This window comes from Cupriavidus taiwanensis LMG 19424, from assembly GCF_000069785.1.
Classification (GTDB): Bacteria; Pseudomonadota; Gammaproteobacteria; order Burkholderiales; family Burkholderiaceae; genus Cupriavidus; species Cupriavidus taiwanensis.
Genome location: NC_010528.1, coordinates 679,481 through 702,096, shown reverse-complemented (window position 1 = coordinate 702,096; position 22,616 = coordinate 679,481). Strand labels below are relative to the sequence as shown.

20 protein-coding genes are annotated in these 22,616 nt (G+C 69.0%); 5 read left to right on the top strand and 15 right to left on the bottom strand.

Going from position 1 to position 22,616, the window contains the following annotated elements:
• Positions 1-14: 14 nt before the first annotated feature.
• From RALTA_RS03285 to leuC, 5 genes are all read right to left on the bottom strand, one after another.
• Positions 15-1,175: an ABC transporter substrate-binding protein gene (locus RALTA_RS03285; protein WP_012351996.1), complete on the bottom strand. Its 1,161-nt coding sequence runs from the start codon at positions 1,173-1,175 to the stop codon at positions 15-17.
• A 70-nt stretch (positions 1,176-1,245) separates the two neighbouring features.
• Positions 1,246-2,169: an NAD(P)-dependent oxidoreductase gene (locus RALTA_RS03280; RefSeq protein WP_012351995.1), complete on the bottom strand. Its 924-nt coding sequence runs from the start codon at positions 2,167-2,169 to the stop codon at positions 1,246-1,248.
• A gap of 16 nt (positions 2,170-2,185) precedes the next feature.
• Positions 2,186-3,178 (bottom strand): Bug family tripartite tricarboxylate transporter substrate binding protein, encoded by a 993-nt coding sequence (locus RALTA_RS03275; protein WP_050976435.1) that lies wholly within the window; start codon positions 3,176-3,178, stop codon positions 2,186-2,188.
• Between the two features lie 54 nt (positions 3,179-3,232).
• Entirely contained in the window at positions 3,233-3,871 is a 639-nt protein-coding gene (leuD, locus tag RALTA_RS03270; protein ID WP_012351993.1) for a 3-isopropylmalate dehydratase small subunit, read from the bottom strand.
• 19 nt (positions 3,872-3,890) lie between these two features.
• On the bottom strand, positions 3,891-5,306 hold the full coding sequence (gene leuC, locus RALTA_RS03265; RefSeq protein WP_012351992.1) for a 3-isopropylmalate dehydratase large subunit: 1,416 nt from the start codon (positions 5,304-5,306) through the stop codon (positions 3,891-3,893).
• A gap of 49 nt (positions 5,307-5,355) precedes the next feature.
• Between leuC and RALTA_RS03260 the strand changes: the two genes are divergently transcribed.
• A complete protein-coding gene (locus RALTA_RS03260; RefSeq protein WP_012351991.1) occupies positions 5,356-6,210 on the top strand; it encodes an IclR family transcriptional regulator domain-containing protein in 855 nt (284 codons plus the stop codon).
• Between the two features lie 25 nt (positions 6,211-6,235).
• Here RALTA_RS03260 and RALTA_RS03255 read toward each other — a convergent pair whose 3' ends face one another.
• From RALTA_RS03255 to RALTA_RS03240, 4 genes are all read right to left on the bottom strand, one after another.
• Positions 6,236-7,075 carry a dioxygenase family protein gene (locus tag RALTA_RS03255; protein ID WP_012351990.1) on the bottom strand — a complete coding sequence of 280 codons (840 nt, stop codon included), beginning with the start codon at positions 7,073-7,075 and terminating at the stop codon, positions 6,236-6,238.
• A 20-nt stretch (positions 7,076-7,095) separates the two neighbouring features.
• Positions 7,096-8,742, bottom strand: coding sequence for a class I adenylate-forming enzyme family protein (locus RALTA_RS03250; protein ID WP_012351989.1), 1,647 nt, complete (start codon positions 8,740-8,742; stop codon positions 7,096-7,098).
• The gene (locus RALTA_RS03245) at positions 8,739-9,536 is read right to left on the bottom strand and encodes a citryl-CoA lyase (protein WP_012351988.1); all 798 of its coding nucleotides are present in this window, start codon (positions 9,534-9,536) and stop codon (positions 8,739-8,741) included. The genes RALTA_RS03250 and RALTA_RS03245 overlap by 4 nt, the downstream gene beginning before the upstream one ends.
• Positions 9,537-9,659: 123 nt before the next feature.
• Positions 9,660-9,932, bottom strand: a complete 273-nt coding sequence (locus tag RALTA_RS03240; RefSeq protein WP_050976434.1) for a hypothetical protein — start codon at positions 9,930-9,932, stop codon at positions 9,660-9,662.
• 285 nt (positions 9,933-10,217) lie between these two features.
• Between RALTA_RS03240 and RALTA_RS03235 the strand changes: the two genes are divergently transcribed.
• Positions 10,218-10,850: a TetR/AcrR family transcriptional regulator gene (locus tag RALTA_RS03235; RefSeq protein WP_240989914.1), complete on the top strand. Its 633-nt coding sequence runs from the start codon at positions 10,218-10,220 to the stop codon at positions 10,848-10,850.
• A 30-nt stretch (positions 10,851-10,880) separates the two neighbouring features.
• On the opposite strand, the gene RALTA_RS03230 is transcribed toward RALTA_RS03235, so the two are convergent.
• Positions 10,881-11,819 (bottom strand): hypothetical protein, encoded by a 939-nt coding sequence (locus RALTA_RS03230; protein WP_012351985.1) that lies wholly within the window; start codon positions 11,817-11,819, stop codon positions 10,881-10,883.
• A gap of 440 nt (positions 11,820-12,259) precedes the next feature.
• Between RALTA_RS03230 and RALTA_RS03225 the strand changes: the two genes are divergently transcribed.
• Positions 12,260-12,688: a hypothetical protein gene (locus RALTA_RS03225; protein WP_012351984.1), complete on the top strand. Its 429-nt coding sequence runs from the start codon at positions 12,260-12,262 to the stop codon at positions 12,686-12,688.
• Between the two features lie 82 nt (positions 12,689-12,770).
• Here the strand turns inward: RALTA_RS03225 and RALTA_RS03220 are convergent, their stop codons facing one another.
• From RALTA_RS03220 to RALTA_RS03210, 3 genes are all read right to left on the bottom strand, one after another.
• A complete protein-coding gene (locus RALTA_RS03220; protein WP_012351983.1) occupies positions 12,771-13,058 on the bottom strand; it encodes a helix-turn-helix domain-containing protein in 288 nt (95 codons plus the stop codon).
• Positions 13,059-13,307: 249 nt separating this feature from the next.
• Positions 13,308-15,566: a xanthine dehydrogenase family protein molybdopterin-binding subunit gene (locus RALTA_RS03215; protein ID WP_012351982.1), complete on the bottom strand. Its 2,259-nt coding sequence runs from the start codon at positions 15,564-15,566 to the stop codon at positions 13,308-13,310.
• Between the two features lie 17 nt (positions 15,567-15,583).
• Positions 15,584-16,048: a (2Fe-2S)-binding protein gene (locus RALTA_RS03210; protein WP_012351981.1), complete on the bottom strand. Its 465-nt coding sequence runs from the start codon at positions 16,046-16,048 to the stop codon at positions 15,584-15,586.
• A gap of 314 nt (positions 16,049-16,362) precedes the next feature.
• On the opposite strand from RALTA_RS03210, the gene RALTA_RS03205 reads away from it, so the two are divergent.
• On the top strand, positions 16,363-17,457 hold the full coding sequence (locus RALTA_RS03205) for an acyltransferase family protein (RefSeq protein ID WP_012351980.1): 1,095 nt from the start codon (positions 16,363-16,365) through the stop codon (positions 17,455-17,457).
• On the opposite strand, the gene RALTA_RS03200 is transcribed toward RALTA_RS03205, so the two are convergent.
• Both RALTA_RS03200 and RALTA_RS03195 read right to left on the bottom strand, forming a co-directional pair.
• Entirely contained in the window at positions 17,454-18,341 is an 888-nt protein-coding gene (locus RALTA_RS03200) for a c-type cytochrome (RefSeq protein WP_012351979.1), read from the bottom strand. The two genes, RALTA_RS03205 and RALTA_RS03200, sit on opposite strands and share 4 nt — an antisense overlap.
• 98 nt (positions 18,342-18,439) lie before the next feature.
• Positions 18,440-18,838: a nuclear transport factor 2 family protein gene (locus RALTA_RS03195; RefSeq protein ID WP_012351978.1), complete on the bottom strand. Its 399-nt coding sequence runs from the start codon at positions 18,836-18,838 to the stop codon at positions 18,440-18,442.
• Positions 18,839-19,172: 334 nt separating this feature from the next.
• On the opposite strand from RALTA_RS03195, the gene RALTA_RS03190 reads away from it, so the two are divergent.
• The gene (locus tag RALTA_RS03190) at positions 19,173-22,556 is read left to right on the top strand and encodes a diguanylate cyclase (protein WP_012351977.1); all 3,384 of its coding nucleotides are present in this window, start codon (positions 19,173-19,175) and stop codon (positions 22,554-22,556) included.
• Positions 22,557-22,616: the final 60 nt, after the last annotated feature.

Genomic DNA, 22,616 nt, shown 5'->3' with positions numbered 1-22,616 from the left:
TGCCGCTACACCGGCTAGGGCCGGGCCTTGTAGTCCAGGCGCACGAACTGGCCCTTCTGCAGCTTCGAGTAAGTAAAGCCGGCCAGCGTCATGCCGCCCATATCGGGCGCAGAAAAGTCATAGCCCATCGTGACGCCCTGGTAAGGCCGGCGCAGCGCGCCGCAGAGCTTGTCGCCGGCCACATCGGCGCCCGCCGCCTTCAGGCCGCTGGCCAGCGCCATCACCGCATCCCAGCCCACGGCGGCGAAATGCTTGGGCAGCTTGCCGTACTCCTTACGGTAAGCCTCGACAAACTCCTTTTGCGCCGGCAGCGGATCTTCGGAAACGATGAACTCGGGATGGATGATGTTGTCGGCGGCCTCGCCCATGCCCTTGACGGTCTCGTAGGTGGCGGTGCCGTGCACGGAGATGATCGGCGCTCCAACCTTCAGCTGGCGCACATTGCGGAACGGCGCGGGCGAGGTCGAGATGACGACGATCGCGTCCGGCGTGGCGGCCTTGAGCTTGGCAGCCTGCGTAGTGACGTCGGTGGCGGCGATCTCGAATTTCTCGACCTGGACGAAGGTGACGCCGTACTGGCGGTCCAGCGTCTTCATGCTGCTCCACACCACCTGCCCGTAGCCCGAATCGTGCAGCACGCCGATGCGCTTGAGGCCGTTGTCGCGCGCATAGGACAGCACCGCGCGCGCATTCAGTTCCTGCGAGGGCGTCAGGTGGAAGACGCAGGTACGCTCGCGTTCCACCGCCGGCCCGAGTCCGGAGAACGCAAACAGCGGCACCTTCTGCGCCTGCGTGATGCCGCCGATGGCCACGGTCTGCGCGATGCCGGACGGGCCGACGATGGCGCGCACCTTGTGCGTGTGCAGCAGTGCGTTGGCCTTGGCCACGGCGGTATCCGGGCTGGAGCCGTCGTCCTCGACGACCAGCTCCAGCGGCCGCCCGCCGATACCGCCGCCGGCATTGATGACTTTCTGCGCCAGCAGCGCGCCTTCGCGTTCGGCCAGCCCCACGGCGGCGAGGCCGCCGGTCGTTGAAAACAGGCCGCCGATGCGCACCGGCTCCGCGCCGGGCCTGGCCTGGGCCAGCGCCGGCTGCTGCGCCAGCCCGAACATCACTCCGGCGACAGCCGCGCACAGGACGCCGTGCGGCGTCCGGATGATTTGCTTGAGGTTCATGTCTCCATCCTTTTTGTCATGATTCATGGGTTCCGGGCGCGCTCTCGTGGCGCGCCTCAGTTGACGGCGGCTAGCGCGCCTCCCCGTCCGGCGCACTGCTCCAGGCCGGCACATCGGCCAGCGCGGCAATGTCGAGATGGCTCAGGTCGCGCTGCTGCATCATCCCCAGGTACTGCCGCACCAGCGACGAGATCGGCAGCGCCACGGCGTTGTCGCGCGCCACGGCAAGTGCCAGGTCCAGGTCCTTCACCACCAGCGAGATCGGCCCCGCGGCGCCGTATTCGCGCTGCTTGAGCTTGTCGGCCTTGGTGCGGTAGTGCGCGCTGCCGACGATGCTGTCATTGATCGCATCGACCATCAGCGCGCGGTCCAGCCCGGCGCGCTCGCCGAAGGCCAGCCCTTCGCCGAGCACCGCGGTGCTCATGAACACCATCATGTTGATCATCAGCTTGATCACCCGCGCCTCGTCGCCGCCGCCGACATAAGACTGGCGCGCGGTCAGGCAGGCCAGCAGCGGCTGCACCGCAGCGAACGCCTCGCGTGGCCCGGACACAAAGCAGCTCAGCTGCGCGCTCGCGGCCAGCGACACCGTGCCGGACACCGGCGCGCGCAGCCAGCTGGCGCCGCGCTGCGCCAGTGCTTCGGCCACCTCAGCCGAGGCTTCCGGCGATACCGTGCTCATGTCGACAAAGACCTGGCCCGCGGCCGCCGCAGCGGCAATGCCGCCGTCGGACAGGAACAGCGCGCGCAAGCTGCTGTCATCGAAGATGGTAGAGAACACCACATCGGATTGCGCTGCCGCATCCCGCGCGGACAGCGCGGCATTGGCACCCGCTGCAACGACCGGCTCGCACTGGGTGGGCACCTTGTCGAACACCGTCAGCGCGTGGCCGGCCTTCAGCAGGTTCAGGCACATCGGCCTGCCCATGGCGCCGATTCCGATCCAGCCGATGCGCGGCGATGACGAGGTGCGTTCGTGATTCACGTCTTTCATGTCCTTGCCTTCCTGCCTACTCGACCTTGACGCCCGACAGCGAAACGACCTTGCGTGTCTGCTGCGTCTGCGTCTCGATGTAGCGCGCAAACTGTTCCGGCGTCAGCTTCATCGGCACCATGCCCTGCGCCGCAAAGTGCTTCTCGACAAAGTCCTGTTCGTCGAGGATTTCGCGGATGGTGGCATTGAGCTTGTCGACCACCGCGCGCGGCACCTTGGCCGGCGCCAGCACGCCGTAGACCGCGGAGATGTTCATCTCCTTGTAGCCGGCTTCTTCGAAGGTGGGCACTTGCGGCAATGCGCGCGTGCGCTTGTCGCCGCTGACCGCCAGCACCTTGAGCTTCTTCGCCGCGACAAAGCTCTGGATCGTCGGCAGCGCCGGGAACGTCATCAGGATCTGTCCGCCGACGACATCGGCCACCGCGGGCGCTGAGCCCTTGTACGGCACGTGCACGAGGTCCGTGCCGGCCAGCTTGTTGAACAGCGCGCCCATCAGGTGCGGCTGGCTGCCGGCGCCAAACGAGCCGTAGCTGAGCGCCTGCGGGCGGGCCTTGGCATAGGCCGCCAGGTCCTTGACGCTGTCTACCGGCAGGCTGCCCGATACCGCCATCACCAGCGGCACATAGCCGATCGCCGCCACCGGCGCGAAATCGCGCGCGACGTTGTAGGACACCGAGGGCAGCACCACCGGATTGAGCACGAAGGTGGCGTCGTTGGTCAGCAGCAGCGTGTAGCCATCGGGCTGCGCCTTGGCAACCGCGTCGGCGCCGATCACGGTGTTGGCGCCGCTCTTGTTCTCCACTACTACCGGCTGGCGCAGCTTCTCGGACATGCGCTGGGCCAGTTGCCTGGCGATGATGTCGGTGGTGCCGCCGGGTGCGTACGGCACCACCATGCGGATCGGCTGTGCGGGATAGGCCTGTGCCAGGGCGGTGCCTGCGCCGGCGAAGCAGGCCAGGCCAAGCAGGGCCGCGCACAGCGTGCGAGGGGTGTGAGTGTTCCGGTCCATCATGTCTCCATCTGTCGTTGTGGGGCTTTCCGGCTCGTGCGGCCGGATCTCCGTTCAGTTGAACAACCAGGGTTCGCGCTGCCGCCGCGCTTGTTCGTATGCGTCGATCTGCGCGGCATGGCGCAGCGCGAGGGCGATATCGTCCAGCCCGTTGAGCAGGCAATGCTGCTTGAACGAGTCGAGCATGAAAGGGATCACGTCACCGGCCGGCGTGATGACTTGCTGTGTGGCCAGGTCCACCTTCAGCCGGTAGCCGGGCGTGGCGGCCACTTCGGCAAAGAGGCGGTCGACCACCTCGGGCGCCGCCACGATCGGCAGCAGGCCGTTCTTCAGGCAGTTGTTGTAGAAGATGTCCGCAAAACTCGGGGCGATCAGCGCGCGCAGGCCGAAGTCTTCCAGTGCCCACGGCGCATGCTCGCGCGAGGAGCCGCAGCCGAAGTTCTCGCGCGCCAGCAGGATCGACGCGCCGCGGTAGCGCGGCTGGTTCAGCACGAAGTCCGGGTTCAGCGGCCGCGTGCTGCAGTCCTGCCCGGGCTCGCCGTGGTCAAGGTAGCGCCATTCGTCGAACAGGTAGGGGCCGAAGCCGCTGCGCCGGATGGACTTCAGAAATTGCTTGGGCAGGATGGCATCGGTATCGACATTGGCGCGGTCCAGCGGCGCGACAAGGCCGTCCAGGGTGGTAAAGGCTTTCATGGCTCGGCTTCCTCCGGGGTTACAAGGCGCGGACATCGACGAAATGCCCCGCCACGGCGGCCGCGGCGGCCATCTGCGGGCTCACCAGGTGGGTGCGCCCGCCCGGTCCCTGCCTGCCTTCGAAATTGCGGTTGGACGTGGACGCGCAGCGTTCGCCCGCCGCAAGGCGGTCGTCGTTCATGCCCAGGCACATCGAACAGCCGGGCTCGCGCCATTCGAAGCCGGCCGCGATAAATACCTGGTCAAGGCCCTCGGCCTCGGCCTGGGACTTGACCAGGCCCGAGCCCGGCACCACCAGTGCCTGCCGGATGCGCGGCGAGACATGCCGGCCCCGCACGACGTCCGCCGCGGCGCGCAGGTCTTCGATGCGCGCGTTGGTGCACGACCCGATAAAGACCTTGTCCACCGCGACGGATTCGATCGGCGTGTTCGGCAGCAGGCCCATGTAGCGCAGCGCCGCCTCGATACTGTTGCGCCGCACCGGGTCGCGCTCGTCGCGCGGATCGGGAACGCGTTCGCCGACGGGCACCACCATTTCCGGCGAAGTCCCCCACGTCACGTGCGGGCGGATGGTGGCGGCGTCCAGATCCACCACGGTGTCGAAGGTCGCGCCCGGATCGCTGTGCAGCGTGCGCCAGTATTCGACGGCCGCGTCCCACATCCGGCCCTGCGGGGCCTGCGGGCGGCCGCGCAGGTACTCCAGCGTGGTCTCGTCCACGGCGACCATGCCGGTGCGCGCGCCGGCCTCGATCGCCATATTGCATACGGTCATGCGCGCTTCCATGCTCAGGCCGCGGATGGTGCTGCCGGCGAACTCGATGACATGGCCGGTCGCCCCGGCCGTGCCGATGCGCCCGATCAGCGCAAGCGCGATGTCCTTGGCGGCAACACCCTTGCCCAGCTCGCCTTCCACGCGCACCAGCATCGACTTCGGCTTCTTCATCCACAGGCATTGCGCGGCCAGCACCTGCTCCACTTCCGAGGTGCCGATGCCGAACGCGAACGCCGCGAAGGCGCCGTGCGTGGAGGTATGCGAATCGCCGCAGGCGATGGTCATGCCCGGCAAGGTCGCGCCGCGCTCCGGCCCCACCACGTGCAGGATGCCCTGGCGCGGATCGTCCATGCCGAAGTTGACGATGCCGTTCTCTTCGCAGTTGCGGTCGAGCGCGTCAACCTGCGCGCGGCTCACCGGATCGGCGATGCCCTGGCTGCGCGCGGTGGTGGGCACATTGTGGTCGGCGGTGGCCAGCACCGAGGCGGCGCGCCACACCTTGCGCCCGTTCAGGCGCAGCCCTTCGAAAGCCTGCGGACTGGTCACCTCGTTGACCAGGTGGCGGTCGATATAGACCAGCGCGGGGCCGCCTGCCTCCTGGTGGATCACGTGGCTGGCCCAGAGCTTGTCGAGCAGGCTCGCGGGGCGGTTGGGGTCGGTCATGATGTCTCCTTGCTGGTCCTCAATTCATTGCTGCGGATAGAATGCGTGCATGACTTCCGCCGCCAAACCCACTGCCCCCGCCGACAACGACCCTCCGCGCAAGCTCGAGGAAGGCCATCGCGACTACGTTGCGGCGCTGGCGCGCGGCCTGGCGGTGATCCAGGCATTTACCGACACCACGCCGGAAATGACACTGAGCGAAGTCGCCCAGGCCACCGGCATGACGCCCGCCAGCGCGCGCCGTGCCTTGCTGACGCTGCAGGCACTCGGCTACATCGGCGCCAACGGACGGCGCTTCGTGCTGCTGCCCAAGGTGCTGTCGCTGGGTGCTGCCTTCCTCAGCTCGATGAACCTGCGCGACATCGTCCAGCCCTTCCTGCAGGAAGTGGCCGAGCGCTTCCGCGACTCGGTCTCGCTCGCCATCCTCGACGGCGACAGCGTGGTCTACCTGGCGCATGTGCCCAGCCAGCGGCGCATTGCGTTCCGCGCCTCGGTCGGCTACCGGCTGCCGGTGCATTGCACCTCGCTCGGTCTCGCCTTGCTGGCCCATGCGTCCAAGGCCCAGCAGAACAAGGTCCTGGACAAGGCGCCGTTCCAGAAATTCACGCCGAAAACGCTCAGCGACGCGGATGCGCTGCGCGCGGCGCTGGCACGCACGCTGGAACAGGGCTATGCGGTCCAGGATGGCCAGCTCGAACTCAACGTCCTGTCGATCGCCGTGCCCGTGCGCGACCCGCAGCAGCGCGTGATCGCCGCCATCAACTGCTCCACCGAGACCGAGCGCACCAGCCCCGAAGAGCTGGTCGCGACACGGCTGCCGGCACTGCGCGAAGCGGCCGCGATGATCGAGGCCGCCATCCGGCGGGCACCCACACTGGCGCATTCGATCCTGGCGGCTTCCTGAGCGGCGCGCGGCTTGCAGCGCCACTTCAGGCCGGCACCTCCGGTTCGATCGCCACATCCAGCGTCAGCAGCTGGTAGCCGTCACGCTGCGGATGGGGCCTGACTTCGACGATATGGTCTTCGATGGTCGAGAAGATGCAGTCGACCGGGTTGGCGGGGTCGCCCTTGAAATAGATCTGCGACGTCAGCGTGCGGTAGCCCGGCTGCACCACCCGGTAATGGATATGCGGCGCGCGCTGGCGGTTGCGGCCCAGGCGCCGCATCAGCACCCCCACTTCCGTGTCCTCGCGCCCGATGATGTAGCCGCCCGGCCGCACCGTGAAGATCTGGAAGCCACCCTCGCCATCGCAGCGCAGCTTGCCGCGCAGGTTGTCTTCGGACTGGGAGTCGTCTTCGTTCTCGTAGCGGCCGAACTGGTTGGGCTGCCACACGATCAGCGTGGCGCCCGGCACCGGCTGGCCCGTGCGCGCATCCAGCACGCGGCCGCGCACCTCCAGCCGCTGCCCAGGCTCCTCCGCCGTCGCCAGGTGGCAAGGGTTGCTGCCTTCGGCGACCTGGTCCTTGGGGAACGGGCCAGTCACGTTCTGCGGCGTGGCTTGCTCGCCGGTGCGCGCCAGGTCCAGCGCGCGCATGGTCAGGCCCATCATGTCGCACAGCATGATCAGCTCGTCCTGCGCGGCCACCCGGCCCAGCCAGGCGGCAATGCGATAGAGCTGCGCATCGGTCAGCTGCAGTTCGTCGAGCATGGCGTGGAAATGCCGTAGCGCGATGCCGAATTGCGCCTGCAGGGTAGCGTCCGAGCCGGGCGCGCCGTGGCACATGGCGGCCAGCGCGCGCTGCAGGGTGTAGTTGTCCTGGGTACTCATTGGTTGTCTCCCTGTTCTGATTATTGGCTGGCGGCCGACAAGTCGACCGCGCGCGCCAGCAAGGTCCGGTCGCCCTTCAGCTTGTGCTTGGCGGGCTTGTGCGTCGGCGTGTGGGGGATCGCCTCGACGGTGGCGATATAACGCGGCAGCTTGTGCACGGCCAGACGGCCGCGCGCCCAGGCGAGCAGTTCGGCGGCATCCGCCGTCTGGCCGGGGCGGAACTGCACCGCCAGCAGGATTTCTTCCTCGCCTAGCTCCGCCGGCACGCCGATGGCCGCCGCTTCTTCCACCGCCGGATGCTCGCCGAAGATGCGGTCGAGCTCGGCGCCCGACACGTTCTCGCCCTTGCGCCGGATCACATCTTTCTTGCGCGCGACAAAGACGTAGTAGCCGTCCTCGTCCTGCCGCACCAGGTCGCCGGTGGCGAACCAGCCGTCGCGGAACGCCGCCTCGGTCTGCGCCGGGTCGCGGTAGTAGCCTTGCATCAGCGTAGGCGTGCGGATCAGCAATTCGCCCTCGCCGCCCGGGGCCACGTCGTTGCCCTCGTCGTCGACGATGCGGGCCTGCGGCGCCGGCACCGCCGGATCCGGATGCGGCGAGATCAGGCCCATGGTGCCAAGCTTGTGCGGGCCGTCGAACGGATTGGCGATCACGCCCGGGATTTCCGTCATGCCATAGCACTCGATCAGGCGCGGCACGTGGAACTCGTGCTTCATCACGCGCACCATTTCCTGGGTCTGCGGCGCGATGAACATCTTGGTGATGCGGTGGCCGGGCACGAACTCGGCCCGCGGGCGCCGGGCCAGGATGCTGCCGGCTGCCGCCACCAGGTTCACCTCCGTGGCGCCGGTCTCGGCGGCAAAGCGCCAGAACGACGACGCCGAGAACTTGCGCACCAGCACCAGGCAGCCGCCGCATGCCAGCGCCCCGCCCACCGAATACATCAGCGCATTGATATGGAACAGCGGCATCACGCACATCACGCGCTCGTCGGGCTGCAGTTGCAGCCGGCCGACGAAGGCTTCGGCGGTCAGCACGTAGCCGCGGTGGCTGTGCATCGCGCCCTTCGGAAAGCCCGTGGTGCCGGAGGTGTAGATGATCAGCGCGGTATCCCGTTCGCCGCCATCGTCGACGGATTCGCCGGCGAACTGCCCGGTGGCCGCCGCCATCGACTGCTCCAGCGTCGGCACACCATGGTCGCCAGGCTCGTTGGCGCGCAGCCAGACCGCCCCGCCGAGCGCCCGGGCGATGGCCGCACCGGTTTCCAGCGTAGCCGGCGCGCACACCAGCCCGCACACCTGCGCATGCTGGAACACGTACAGCGCCTCGTCCAGGCGGTATTCCGGGTTGGCCGGCACCATGGTCGCGCCGATGCGCGCGAGCGCAAACATCAGCACGACCGTGGACGGATGGTTGGCGGACAGCACGCCAACGCGGTCACCGCGGCGCACATGCATGGCCTGCGCCAGCCATCGCGCGGCCTGCGCGATCCTTCCCTCAAGCTCGCGATAGCTCCAGGTCTCGCCCTCGAACAGCAATGCCGGCTTGTCCGGATGCGCCGCCACGCGGGCCGCGAGGAAACCGGTCAGCGTGAAGTCGTGCGCAGGGTACTGCCTGAGCACGTCGAGCGGCGCGATCGTGCCGGTGCGGGAGGCGGGCGCGTTCATGATGCTTGCGCCGGCGCGGCGCTGTAGGCGATGGCGTGCTCGGCGGCATCGGCCAGGATGAAGCCGATGGGCTGGCGGCGTTCCTCCTGCAGATGGGCGATCAGGCTGGCCACGCGCGCGAGCATCGGGACCCCCTTGAGCGCTGTGGCGGGATAGCCGGCATCGAGCAGCACTGCGGGGATCGCGCCCGAAACATTGAGCGGGAGCGGCTTGCTGTAGTGCTCGGGCACGGCGGCGGCGACCGCTTCCAGCGCGGCCACGTGATCACCGGCGATGTCCAGTTCACGCGCAACGGCCAGCAGCCGGTGCGCGCGCGGATCTCCCTGCTTGTGCGTGGGATGGCCAAAGCCGGGCAGCGGCTTGCGCGCCTGGCGCACGGCCCGGACCACCGAGTTCGCGCTCTCGGCCAGCGTGCCGTGTTCCCGCCCGGCAAGCACCTCCGCAAGCAACTGGCCCGCGGTTTCCGATGCGCCCAGGATCACCGAGCCACAACCCAGCACACCAGCCGCCACGGCGCCCTGCAACGCATCCGGCGCGGCGGCCAGCGTCATGCGCGCGGCCTGCACCGAGGGCACCAGGCCATGCTCGGCGATCGCCACGAGGCAGGCGTCGGTGATCGCCACCAGCTTGGGGTCGGGCTCGCGGCCGGTCAGCAGGAACAGGAAGTAGGCGGTGAAACCGGTCTTGCCGATCAAGGCCTCGCTCAGGTCCTTGCCATGTACCGACACGCCGTGGATATCCACCTGCGCGATGCTGGTTTGCCCGGGCGCCCGGGGGGATTTCGCGTCCGTCACGTTGTCTCCGTTTTTGCGCTACGCGCAACTTAATGCGTTATACGAATTATTCTAGGCGGGGGTGCGGGCCTCCGCAAGAACGGTAAACCCGCACACGCCATCGTCAAAGGCGCCGCTTCCTGCTCAGGCGCCATCCGTGAACGGGTCACCGCCGCCAACCCGGGCAAGCGCGCCGTCGGTGAATACATCGATTTGCCGCGCGCCATCCACAAACGGATCCGCCTTGCGTACGGCGATCCGGCGGAATTGCTCATCCGCGAGCCGGCCGGACTGCAAACGCTGCAGGGACTGGGCGACATGTCCACCGTTTGTGTAGACGTCGGGGGCCTGCACCGCCGCATGCGCCCCGGCTGCCACTACCCCCATCACAACAACGCCAATCAATGCCTTTTTCATCACTTGCTCCTGTGTCATTTGAGAAGAACCTGGTGTCGGTCGGGTCGCTTTTCCCTCCCGCCCACGACCTGAATATATACAAACCGTACCGTACGGTACTAAATAAAACAGAAAGTCTTGCTCAAATTTTTTGAAGTAACTTGCCGCGGCGTGCTTGCCACGTGGAGCACGCAGGCATTTGGTAGACTGCGCGGGGCGCCAGCGCCCATCCCTTCCCCTACTGGCTACCCGATGGCATCACCCGCAAGCGATACCGACACCCCTGGGCACCGCCCGCCGCCGCGCATGACGCGCCGTGGTGAAGAGAAGCGCGCCCTGATCCTGAGCACGGCTGCCGACATGTTCCTCGAACATGGCTACGACGGCGTCAGCCTCGATGACATCGTCAAGGCATGCGGGGGTTCCAAGACCAACGTCTACAGCTATTTCGGCGGCAAGGACGGGCTGTTCGTGGCGGTGGTGGAGCGGCTGTGCGACCGCTTCCTGGAAAAGACCGAAAAGAGCGTGGACGTGTCGCACTGCGAGGCGGCGGAGGGGCTGGACAAGATCGCCCACAGCTTCCTGCAGTCGTTGCTGGAGGAACGCCACCTGGCCTTCCTGCGTTTGATCTTTGCCGAATCGCGGCGTTTTCCCGCGTTGGGAACCGCCTGGTATACGCGCGGCCCGGCGGCGACCTGCGCCTATGTAGCGGCCTTCCTCGACAGCCGGCAGGCAAGCGGCACGCGGCTCTCAGCCAGCCCGGAGGTCAGCGCCCGCCTGTTCCATGGCATGGTACTGGCCAGCGTGCTGCACCGTACGCTGGCCACCGGCGTCCGCCCGGACGACACGGAAATCGATGCGCTGGTCCGCGACGCCATTGCGGTGATCGTGCCGGCCGTTGATGCCGGCGCGCCGTCGGCTCTACCTCGGAAGCGATAGCCCAGGCGCTGCCGGGACAGGCGCGCGGCGCTAGAAACTCGCGGCCAGGCCAAACGACACGCCCGAGACGTTGTTGCCGAAGACATAGCGCACCACCGCGCGGATACGGGTCACGAAGACCTCGTGGGCACTGGTGTCGAGCTCGAGGCCGGTGCCCAGTGTGGTGAGGTAGTTGAACCCCAGCGCACCGGCCTGGCTGCCGAAGTAATGCGAGTGCGACAGTTCCAGCACGTAGCGCACCGGCCGGTCGAGCGCGCGCATGCCGGTCGGCGCGCGCCAGCGCGCGTACAGGCTGGCGGTCTGTGCGGCGGACGAAGCCTCCAGGCCGGACGAATCGCCGAAGCTGCGCAGGTAGATGTTGGTATAGCGCAGTTCGACGTCAATATCGCGGTTGTCCCGGTGGCTTTCCCAGTCGAGCATCACCGATCCGCCCAGGCCATAGGCGTTCATTGTGCCGTCGTCGAGGAAGGCGACGTCGCGGTCGGTCTTGTGCTCGACCGCGAACTGGGCGATGGACAGGTCGCTGGCGACACGCCCGAGCGAGGCGTTGAAGATGGGGCGGAACACCAGTTCCTTGCTCGGGATCAGCGGAAAGTCCCAGCCGACGCCGACGGTGCCGGCGAACGTGTTCCACTTGGTCGGCAGCTTGCGCGATTCCAGCCCGTTGGAGGCAACAAAGGTGGGATCGTAGCGGTTGTAGGCGATCGACCCCTCCAGATAAAGCGGAAACGACTGGCTCAGCGTAAAGCCCCCGCCCAGCTGCCACAGGGTCAGGTCCGGGCTCTCGGTGTTGGCATTGGTGATGGAAAGCGAGCTGGAAGCGAGGTCCGGCACGACCGCGAACGACATCAATGTCAGCACCGCACTGGCGTGCTTCTGCACATTGGTGCCGACCACACGAAACGCCGGCTCGGCCTGCGCCAGCGCGGGCCCCGGCGCGGCCGCAAGGCCCGCCAGCAACATGAACATCAGTGGGCCTTGCGCTCGCATCGTTCCTCTCATCGGCTCCTGCGCCATCGCACGCGGCATTGACACCGTGCCCACGGCGTCAATGCCAGCTGGTCCAGGCTGGCGGACCGGGGCGTCACGCTTCGTGTGGGCCATGGTGGCGGAAGTGCCGCCACCGCAGAAGTGAATCTTATTGAGGCCGAATTAAAGAATCTTGAACGGGTATGCCGCGCCCGGCCCAGGTCGCCCTGCCCGCCCGCCACGCCAACAGGGCGGCCAGCCTGCCGCCGCGCTTGTAGGAACAATTCCGGCCTCGCATCGGCGCATGCCCGACAGCGCCAGGCCCACCTGCTGCCTAGACTGGCCTTGTCGCCGCATGGCCTGCCAGGCAGGCGTGTGCGGCATACGTCGCCGGAACGGTCCCGGGCCGGCGCTTCCGACCCTAACCCTGGAGGTATTCCATGGATCCGAAACAACCCGCTCGCCATACCCGAATCGCCAGCGTGATTGCAGCAGGCCTGGCAGGCCTCGGCTGTGCCGCGGCCATCGCACAGACCACCGCCACGCCCGCAACGCCCGCGACGCCGGCAACCCCTGCCGCGCAGGGCATGTCCGCAACACCCGCGACGCCCGCCATGCCAGCAACCTCGGCCAGCCCGGCAGGCGGACAGGCCGCCGCACCCGGCGTGACCCAGATCCAGCCGCCCAAGGACCCGCTGGTCGAGCGGCGCGAGGCACGCCGCGAGGCCGCCGCCGAATACAAGGCGAAGAAGAAGGCCGCCAAGGGCGAGTACAAGGACGAAGTCGGCGCTGCAAAGCAGGAGCGCAAGGTCGAGAACAAGGCAGCGGATGCCGCGGCTCGGCAGGAAATGGCTGCGCCGAAGCAGTGACGCAGCAGCGGCACGGTGCGCCGCAAGGCATGCGCCGCCGCGCCAATGCAAACGGGCCCCGCGGGGCCCGTTCGTGCGGCACTCAGTCGGCCAGGCCGCTGGCGTCGATATAGCCCAGCGCTTCGATCACGGCACGCCGCGCCTTCAGCACATAGCAGACCCGCCGCTCCTGGATCGACAGCGCCAGCACGTCGGCCTGAACCAGCTCCGAGAACACATGGCCGGCACGCCCCAGGCTCAGTCGCGCCAGCTGCGCCAGGTCAGTGGCCGGCAGCCCGGCTTCGCCGGCTTCCAGCAGCGCGCGGCAGATGCGGACGCGCGCGGGTTCGGTCATCAGCGCCAGCGTCAGGGTACTTTCCTGGGTCTCCATGATCACACCTCGGTCTCCGGGCACGGCACCCGGGCCGAGGATACAGGGGCGTCGGGGGCGATGCGGGGGTCACTCTTGCCGCGCAGCCGGGCGCGCGCGGTTTTTCCCGTTCTACGCGGCTCGTCCCGCAAAGGCAATAGGGTGCTGCCACGGCCCGGCGCACACTGGCGCGATTACAACAGCACGCCGGCCAGCCTCCCGGGCGGACGCGCGGTGCCCGCGCGTATCCGCCCGGTGGCCCGGCCGCGCTCAGGCCATCACAAACGGCAATTGCCGCTGGCGCTTGCCGGTCAGCGTGAACAACGCATTGGCTACCGCGGGCGCGATCGGCGGCACGCCGGGTTCACCCAGCCCGGTGGGGTTCTCCTGCGACGGCACGAAGAACACGTCCACCACCGGCGCATCGGTGATACGCGGCGGCGGATAGTCGGGGAAGTTGCTGTTCTTCACCGCGCCGTTCTCGATCTCGATGGCAAACCCGGGCTTGGTCATGGCCAGCCCGAACACGCACGCCCCCTGGATCTGGGCTTCGGCCGACATCGGATTGACCACGCGGTTGGCATGCACGCCGGCGGTCACGCGGTGCACGCGCGCCTCGCCCTTCACCAGCGAGACATCGACCACATAGGCCACCACGGTGCTGAACGACTCATGCACCGCCACGCCCCAGGCATGGCCCTTGGGCAGCTTGCGCTTGCCATAGCCGGACTTGTCCACGGCGAGCTGCAGCGCGGCGCGGTGGCGTGCATGCTTCTTCTCGTCGAGCCGCGCCAGGCGGAACGCCACCGGGTCCTGCTTCGCGGCGGCGGCCATCTCGTCGGCCAGCGTTTCCTTGACGAAGGCGGTGTGCGTATTGCCGACCGAGCGCCACCACAGCACCGGCACGTCCACCTGCGGGTGGTGCACCGACATCTGCAGCGGCAGGTCATAGTCGTTCTCGACAATGCCCTCGGTCATGGTGGCGTCGACGCCGTTCTTGACCATGAAGGGCTCGAACGGCGTGCCCTTCAGGATCGACTGGCCGACGATGGTGTGCTGCCAGCCCACCACCTTGCCCTGCGCGTCCAGGCCGATGCGGGCGCGGTGCAGGTGCAGCGGGCGGTAGTAGCCGCCGCGGATATCGTCCTCGCGGCTCCACACCACCTTGAGCGGCTCGGTGTGTCCCGCGCCGACCCAGGCCTTGAGCACGTTGGCCGCTTCGACGATGTAGTCGGAAGTGGGCACCGCGCGCCGGCCGAAGCCGCCGCCGGCCATCATGGTATTGAGCACCACCTTGTCCGGCGACAGTCCCAGCGTGCGCGCCACCGCGGCCTGGTCGACGGTCTGGAACTGCGAGCCCACCCAGACCTTGACCGCTTGCACCTTGCCGCCGGCCACTTCGGGCTGCAGCGTGCAGTTCAGCGGCTCCATCGGCGCGTGCGCCAGGTACGGGAAGCGGAAGTCCGCTTCGATCTTGCGCGGCGCGCGCTGGATCGCCGCGGCGATATCGCCTTCCCCCGCGCGCGCGACGGTGCCGGGCTGGCCCGCCAGCTTCGCGTATTCCTCGAACAGGACCTGCGACGATACCCGGGAACCGGCGTCTTCCCACTGGACCTCTAGCGCGTCGCGGCCCATCTTGGCGGGCCAATAGCCGCTGGCGATCACGGCCACGCCGCTGCCGCCGCGGTCGACCGGCACCTGCAGCACACCGAGCACGCCCGGCACCGCACGCGCCTTGTCGGCGCTGAAGCTCTTGACCTTGCCGCCAAAGCGCGGCGGGCGCGCCACCACCGCCACCACCATGTCCTTGAGCTGAGTGTCGATGCCGAATGGCGTGGTCGCCTCCATCTTGCCGCGCGCATCGAGCCGCGGCGTGGGCTTGCCGATGATGCGGAACTGCGCCGGATCCTTCAGCGTGACCTGCTGCGGCACCGGCAGCTCCATCGCCGCCGGCGCCAGCTCGCCGAAGGTGGCGCGCTGGCTGCCGGACGTGATCACGCCCTGCTCGACCTTGCAACTGGCCGGATCGACCTTCCAGCGCTGCGCCGCGGCGGCAACCAGCATCGCACGCGCGCGCGCGCCGAGTTCGCGGTACTGCTGGAACGAGTGGTTCAGCGCGGTGGAGCCGCCGGTCATCTGCATGCCGAAGCCGGGGTCCTTGTACGGATCGCCCGCCGGGGCCAGCGTCGCGCGCACGTTGCGCCAGTCGGCATCCAGCTCCTCGGCCAGCGCCATCGGCAGCGCGGTGTGCACCCCCTGGCCGAATTCCAGCCGGTTCACCGCCACGGTGACGGTGTTGTCCGGCGCGATGATCAAAAACGCCTGCGGCGCCGCCGGCGGCGGCTTGGGCCTGGCGCCTTCCTGCGCCTGCGCCAGCGGTGCCATGCCCAGCGCCAGCCCGCCGCCGGCCAGGCCGGTCAGCTTCAAGAAACTGCGGCGGTCCAGCGTCGCCACGCCGGCGTCGGCATGTGCTTCGCCGCTGTTGCCTGCCTGGCCGCCGGCCAGGGCTTCGATGCCTCGGATACGCATATCGGTTCCCTCCCCGCTCAGGCCAGCGCGCGGGCGGCGTCTTTGATCGCCGCGCGGATGCGCTGGTACGTGCCGCAGCGGCACAGGTTGCCGGCCATGGCCTGGTCGATGTCGGCATCGGTGGGCCGCGGCTTGCTGCGCAGCAGGCCGACGGCGCTCATCACCTGGCCGTTCTGGCAGTAGCCGCACTGCGCGACATCGTGCTTGAGCCAGGCGTCCATCACGGCGCGCCCGACGCGGTCGGTGCCGATGCCTTCGATGGTGGTGACGCGGGCACCGGCGACCGCGGAGGCCGGCGTCACGCAGCTGCGCGTGGCCTGGCCGTTGACGTGCACGGTGCAGGCACCGCACGCGGCCATGCCGCAGCCGAACTTGGTGCCGGTCATTGCCAGGTTGTCGCGCAGTGCCCACAGCAGCGGCGTGGATGGATCCACGTCGACTTCACGGGTCTTGCCGTTGACGTTGATGGAGAGGGTGGTCATTTGGGGGACACTCCTTGGGTACGTTGCCCGCTGGTCATTGCCTTTGCGCCGCAGCCTGGCGCAACGGACAAGTGAGGATAGTGCAATTTCCGGCACCTTGCCGGGCGCTGTGCGCACTCACGTGCCGTCAGCGCCGGTTGCACGAACTTTGTGCAACGAACGGCTGTCCCTCATGGATTGCCCCTGCGATCCGGCGGGATCCGGTTCCTGCCACTGAAACAGTGCCCTCGACTATTCCAGAAAATCCGTTATCCGCAGCCGGTACCGCCCCGGCCCCGAACGCGGCCACGCCCGGCACCGCCGTCTCGCCAGCAGTGCGCGCGCGCGCCGCGCCATCGCCTTCGATAGCGCGGCTCGACGGCATCCAGGCCTTGCGCGGACTGGCCGCCGCGCTGGTGGTGATCTACCACTCCGGGCTCACGCTGGGAGGCGCCAACGCGCCGGTGCTGAACTGGCTGACCCACAACGTGATCAAGCGCGGCCATGTCGGCGTGGATGTGTTCTTCGTCATCAGCGGCTTCATCATCGCCTGGGTCGCGGTGCTGGCCCGGCCCCGGCCGGAACGCCCGCTCAGCTTCATGATCCGGCGCCTGTGCCGGCTGGCGCCGCCGTACTGGACCATGTCGGCCATCCATGCGTTGCTGCTCAACCCGGTCACGCCGGCGATCTTCGCCGCGTCGCTGGCATTCCTGCCCACCTCCACCGGACATGCGCCCTATTACGGCTATCCGGCGCTGTACGTGGGCTGGTCGCTCAACTACGAGCTGGCGTTCTACGCGGTGTTCGCGCTCGGGCTGCTGCTGGCGGGCCGGCGCGCGTTGCTGGTGGTGCTGGCGGTGTTCGCTGTGTTCACGCTGGTGCTGCCGTGGTGGCGCTTCGGCACGCTGTCGGCCGATCCCGCACAGGGCTACGCGTTCGCGGCGCCGTGGCTGGCCATGGTCAGCAATCCGCTGGTGCTCGAGTTCCTGCTGGGCTGCGCACTGGCGTGGGCGTACGCGCGCTGGCGTCAGTTGCTGACGCCACCATTGGCGCTGGCGCTGCTGGTGATCGGCGGCACGGCCTTCGTGCTGTCGCTGCCGCTGGTCGGGCCCGATTTCAGCCTGGCGGGACGCGGCTTGCCCGCCGCGCTGCTGGTGGCGGGCGTGGTCGCGGCCGAACACACCGGCATGCTGCGCGTGCCGCGCGCGCTGATCGGGCTGGGCGAACTGTCCTATGCCCTCTACCTGACCCACCCCACCGTGATCGAAGCGGTCAAGCGCGTGATGCCCGAGCTGCGACCGGACCAGACCGCCATGCAGCTGCTGCGCTTTGCCATCGATGCGGGCCTGGCACTGGTGCTGGCCTGGCTGCTGCACCGCTGGGTCGAACTGCCGGGCATTGCGGCGGGCCGACGGCTGGCACGTGGCTAGGATGGCGGCAAGCCCGCCAGGAACAGGTACAGGGCCGTCAGCTCGGTATCGTTCATGCGCCCGAAAGAATCGAACGGCATCACGCGGCTGAGCGCGGTGCCGTCGGGCCGCTTGCCGCTGCGCATCATCTCGATGAACGCGGCCGGCTCGGCGTAGCGGGCCATCGCGCCGCCGGGCACGGGGCGCAGGTCAGCGGCCGCGGGCCAGTCCGGCGGCGCCCCGGGAATCTTGCCGCCACGGAACGCCGGCCCGTGGCATCCCAGGCAGACATTGGCCACATAGGCGCCATAACGCGGCGTCGGCTCGGGCACCAGCGCGGCCTGCGCCGGCAGGCTATGGTCGATCTTGGACGCCGCGTCCTGCACCACTCCCACGCCATACAGCGCACGCACCAGCCACGGCATGGTGATTTCGGCAGGCGCGCCCATCGCCGCGGGCAGGCTGCGCAAATAGCCGACCAGCGCGCCGAGGTCCTCGTCGCTCAGCCGGTTGTAGTCTTCGCTGGGCATGATCAGCAGCGGGCGCAGCGAGGGCGCCACGCCATGGCGGATGCTGCGCACCCAGTCCACCGGCTGGTAGGCGGCGATGTCCGGATTGGCGCGCGTCAGGTCCGGCGCGCGCACGCGCAGGCCGCCGGGGTCGTCGATCACCTGCTTGCCGCCCCCGCCGGCGCCATGGCACTCCATGCAGCCGCGGGATTCATACAGGTACTTGCCGTGGGCGATGGACGCGGGGTCCTCGCGGATGACGACGGGCGCAACCTGGACCTCGACCACACGCTGCGCCTTGCGCTCGCCCACCCATGCCGCGCCGTACGCCGCCGCGGCGGCGACCACGGCCGTGCCCGCAAGCCCCCATGCCGCCATCCGCAGAATCCGCGCCATTTGCCTTCCCCTGTCCGCCGCACTGGATGCCGCAGCTTGCGGCCAGTGCCCCGGGGGCTGTCGGTGGGAAAGGCAACATAGCGCAGCGCCTGCGGCGCTCAGGCCAGCCCGGCCGGCGCCCGGTCGATGAATCCGGTCATGCGTGCCAGCCGGCCATCGGCCGACACCGTGGCAAAGTCGGTGCCGACCACCAGCGCGGCTTCGCCGGCGGGGCCCAGTTCCCAGGAAAAGCGCAGGTGTTCCCCGTGCGCATCGACCGGGCTGACGCGGGTGAAGCGGAAACCGGGAAACTTCGCCTGCACCGCGGCGATCATCGCGTCGATGCCGGCATGGCCGTCGCCCCGCATCAGCGGATCCACATAGCACGCCGTTTCCGTCCACGCCGCCGCGATCAGCTCGCGCCGGCGCGCGGCATCGGTCTCGTTCCAGGCGGCGAGGTAGCGGTCGGCAAGCGTGGCGGCGTGTGCGACCTGCGGGGACTGGGTGGCAGCGGACATGGCGTTCTCCTTGGGTTGGGTAGACAAGCACTCAGGGCCTGGCGTCAGGCCATGGCTGCATGATCGGCGCGGGGGCGCGGCGGCGCGATTACCGGGGAGGTTATCGGCGCGGACCCCGGCGCTTGCCGCCCTACCAAAAAATCGCCCCCAGCACCAGCGGCAAGTAACCCCCAACCTGCCCCCTGTCCTGCCGATGGCCATGCGCTTATCCTCGCTACATTGCCCCTACGCTGGGCGGCAGTCTGTCCGGGCGTCCGGGGGCATGCCACCGGGGCGCGCCGGTCACGCCGCCTCCTTCCCACCGCATCGCACCGCCTTTGCCTCGTTCTCGTCCATGACGCCCGACACGGCTCCGCCGATCCACCCGGCCGCTCCAGCCCCTTCCGCCGCGCCGCGCCGATGGCTGCCCTTGCTGCTGGCGGGCGCCTGCTACTTCGTGCTGGCCGCGGCGGCGCTGTGGCTGGCGCGGTTGCCCGGCACCGTGGCCTCGGTGTGGCTGCCCAATGCGTTCGGGCTGGGCCTGCTGCTGCAGCGGCCGCGCGCGGAGGGGCCGTGGCTGCTGGCCGGCATGCTGGTGGCCAGCGTGCTGGCCAACCACGGCGCCGGCGACAGCATCGGCACCGCGCTGATGCTGACCGGTGCCAACCTGGCGGAGATGTTGTCCGCGCTGCTGCTGTTGCGCCTGCTGGACCGGCATGGCTTTACCGGACGCCACGGGCCGCTGGCCGAATTCGCGGTGATGCTGGCGGTCGGGGGCATCCTGGCGCCGATGGTCGGCGCCACGGCGGGCGCGGCTGCCATCGCCGCGGTTCAGGGCAGCCGCTTCGCGCCGGTGTGGTGGACGTGGTGGCAGGCCAGCGCGCTGGGCATGGCGCTGCTGCTGCCGATGATGCTGTCGACGACGGCGGTGCGGGTGCGCGCCGCCGTCGCGCGGCCGATGCTGGCGCCGCAGGCAGGCGCGCTGGCGCTGAGCCTGGCCATCGGGGCCCTGGCGCAATGGCAGGGGCACGACCCGTTCGCCGCGATGTCGCTGCCGCTGGTGCTGCTGGCGCTGGCCGGCAATCCCTTCGCCACCGCGCTGCTGGCGCTGGTGGCCACGCTGTGCCTGCAGGCACTGATGCTGCTGTCGCACCGCCATGAAGCGGTGCCGCTGTCGGCGGCCGTCATCATGGTGCTGCCGGTCTGCATCGCCTACCTGACCGAGCAGAACCGGCACGGCCGCGCCAGCCTGCGCAGCAGCGACAAGCGCTTCCGCCAGGCCATGGAGCATTCGGCGATCGGCATGGCGCTGGTCGACATGGACGGCCGCTGGCAGACCGTCAACCGTGCCATGACCGAGCTGCTCGGCTACAGCGCGGCCGAACTGCGCGAGCTGAGCTACCAGCAGCTGACCCATCCCGACGACCTCACCGGCGACCTGCGCCAGGTCGCCAACCTGTTGTCCGGCAAGGTGGAGGCCTATCGCCTGGAAAAGCGCTACCGCCACAAGGACGGCCACTATCGGTGGGTGCTGCTGGCGGTCTCGCTGGTGCGCGACGAGCAGACCGGCGAGCCGCAGCACTTTATTACGCAGGTAGAGGACATCCACGCGCGCAAGCTGGCCCAGCAAGAGCTGGAACGGTTGTCGCGGCGCATCCAGCTGGCGGTGGAGGCGGGCGGCGTGGGCATCTGGGAGTGGGACCTCGCCGGCGCCGGCATCACCTGGGATGCGCGCATGCATGCGTTGCACGGCACCGATCCCGCCGCCGGCGCGCCGCTGCCGGAGCAATGGATCGCGCTGCTGCATCCTGACGATGTCAGCCGCGTGCGCGGCGAGATGCGCCTGGCCATCCGCGGCGACGCGCCGTTCGACACCGAATACCGCATCGTGCGCCCCGGCGGCGAGGTGCGCCACGTGCGCGCCATGGCGATGGCGACCCGCGGCGCCGACGGCACCGCCCAGGCACTGGTCGGCACCAACTGGGACACCACCGAGCAGCGCCGGCTGACCGAGGCGCTGTTCGAGGAGAAGGAGCGCCTGCATATCACGCTGCGCTCGATCGGCGATGCAGTGATCTGCACCGACGCCACCATGCACGTGACCTTCATGAACCCGATCGCGGAACAGCTGACCGGATGGACCATGGCCGCCGCCACGGGCCTGCCGCTGGAACGGGTCTTCCGCATCGTCGACGAAAGCACCGGCGAGCCCATCCCGAGCCCGGTCGAGGCCTGCCTGCGCACGCTCACGCCGGCCTACCTGCAGGAAGGCGCCGTACTGCAGAGCCTGACCGGCGAGCGCCACGACGTGCAGGACTCCGCCGCGCCGGTGCTGACCGCGCGCGGCGAGGTGCTGGGCGCGGTGCTGGTGTTCCAGGACATCACCGCCGCGCGCGCGCTGCAGCGCGAGCTGGCGCGCTCGGCCATGCATGACGCGCTGACCGGCCTGCCCAACCGCACCTGGTTCGAGAAGCGCCTGCGCGAGTCGTGCGACGCGGCGCGCTTGCACGGCCACCGCGCGGCGCTGTGCTTTATCGACCTGGACCGCTTCAAGATCGTCAACGACACCGCCGGCCACGGCGCCGGCGACGTGCTGCTGCGCGAGCTGGGCTACCTGATCCGCAACCATGTGCGCCCCGACGACGTGCTGGCGCGGCTGGGCGGCGACGAGTTCGCGCTGCTGCTCAAGGACTGCACCGTCGACCAGGCCGAGCAGGTCTGCCAGGGCGTGATCGACGCCATCCGCGGGCGCCGCTTCCCGTGGGAAGGGCGCGTGTACGACGTCGGCGCCAGCATCGGCATCGCCGCCATCGACCTGGACGTGCCGCCGGTCAGCGAACTGATGAGCCGCGCCGACGTGGCCTGCTATGCGGCCAAGGCCGCGGGCCGCAGCCGGGTCTCGGTGTACCGCCGCGACGAGAGCGACGCGCGCCGCCACCACCGCGAGCTGGAAGTGGCCGCCGGCATCCACTCGGCGCTGGAAGCCAACCGCTTCCGCCTGTTCGCGCAGGAGATCCGCGCGCTGCAGCCGGAACAGAACGAAGACGGCAGCGGCCACCGCCATATCGAGATCCTGGTGCGCATGGTCGACGAGCACGGCGAGCTGATCCTGCCCGGCGCTTTCATTCCCGCTGCCGAGCGCTACGACCTGATGGGCCATGTCGACCGCTGGGTCATCCGCAACGTGCTGCGCGGCTACGGCGAGCGGCTGCGCGCGGTGCCGGGGCTGTCGGTGTCGATCAACCTGTCGGCCAACTCGCTGGGCGAGCCCTTCCTGCTGCCGTTCCTGCATGCCGAGCTCGAAGCCAGCGCCCTGCCCGCCCATCGCATCCGGCTGGAGATCACCGAAACCGCGCTGATCAACAACATGGCGGCAGCCAACCGCCTGGTGGCGGAAATGCGGCGCGCCGGGTGCACGGTGTCGCTGGACGACTTCGGCTCGGGCCTGTCGTCGTTTGCCTACCTGAAGCAGTTTCCGGTGGACTTCCTGAAGATCGACGGCAGCTTTATCCGGCAACTGGCCGACAACGCCGTGGACCGCGAGATCGTCAGCTCGATCAACGACATCGGGCACCGGCTGGGCGTGCGCACGGTGGCGGAATGGGTGGAGGACGAACGCACCCTCGATGCGCTGCGCGCGATCGGCGTGGATTACGCGCAGGGTTATGCGATCGGGCGGCCGGTGGCGCTGGACGTGTTCCTGGCCGGCTGCGCGCAGCGCAATGCGCAGGCCTCGTAGCCTGCCTGTCCACGATACGACCGTGATACATTCGGCGCCTGTCACATGGCCGCCTGGCCG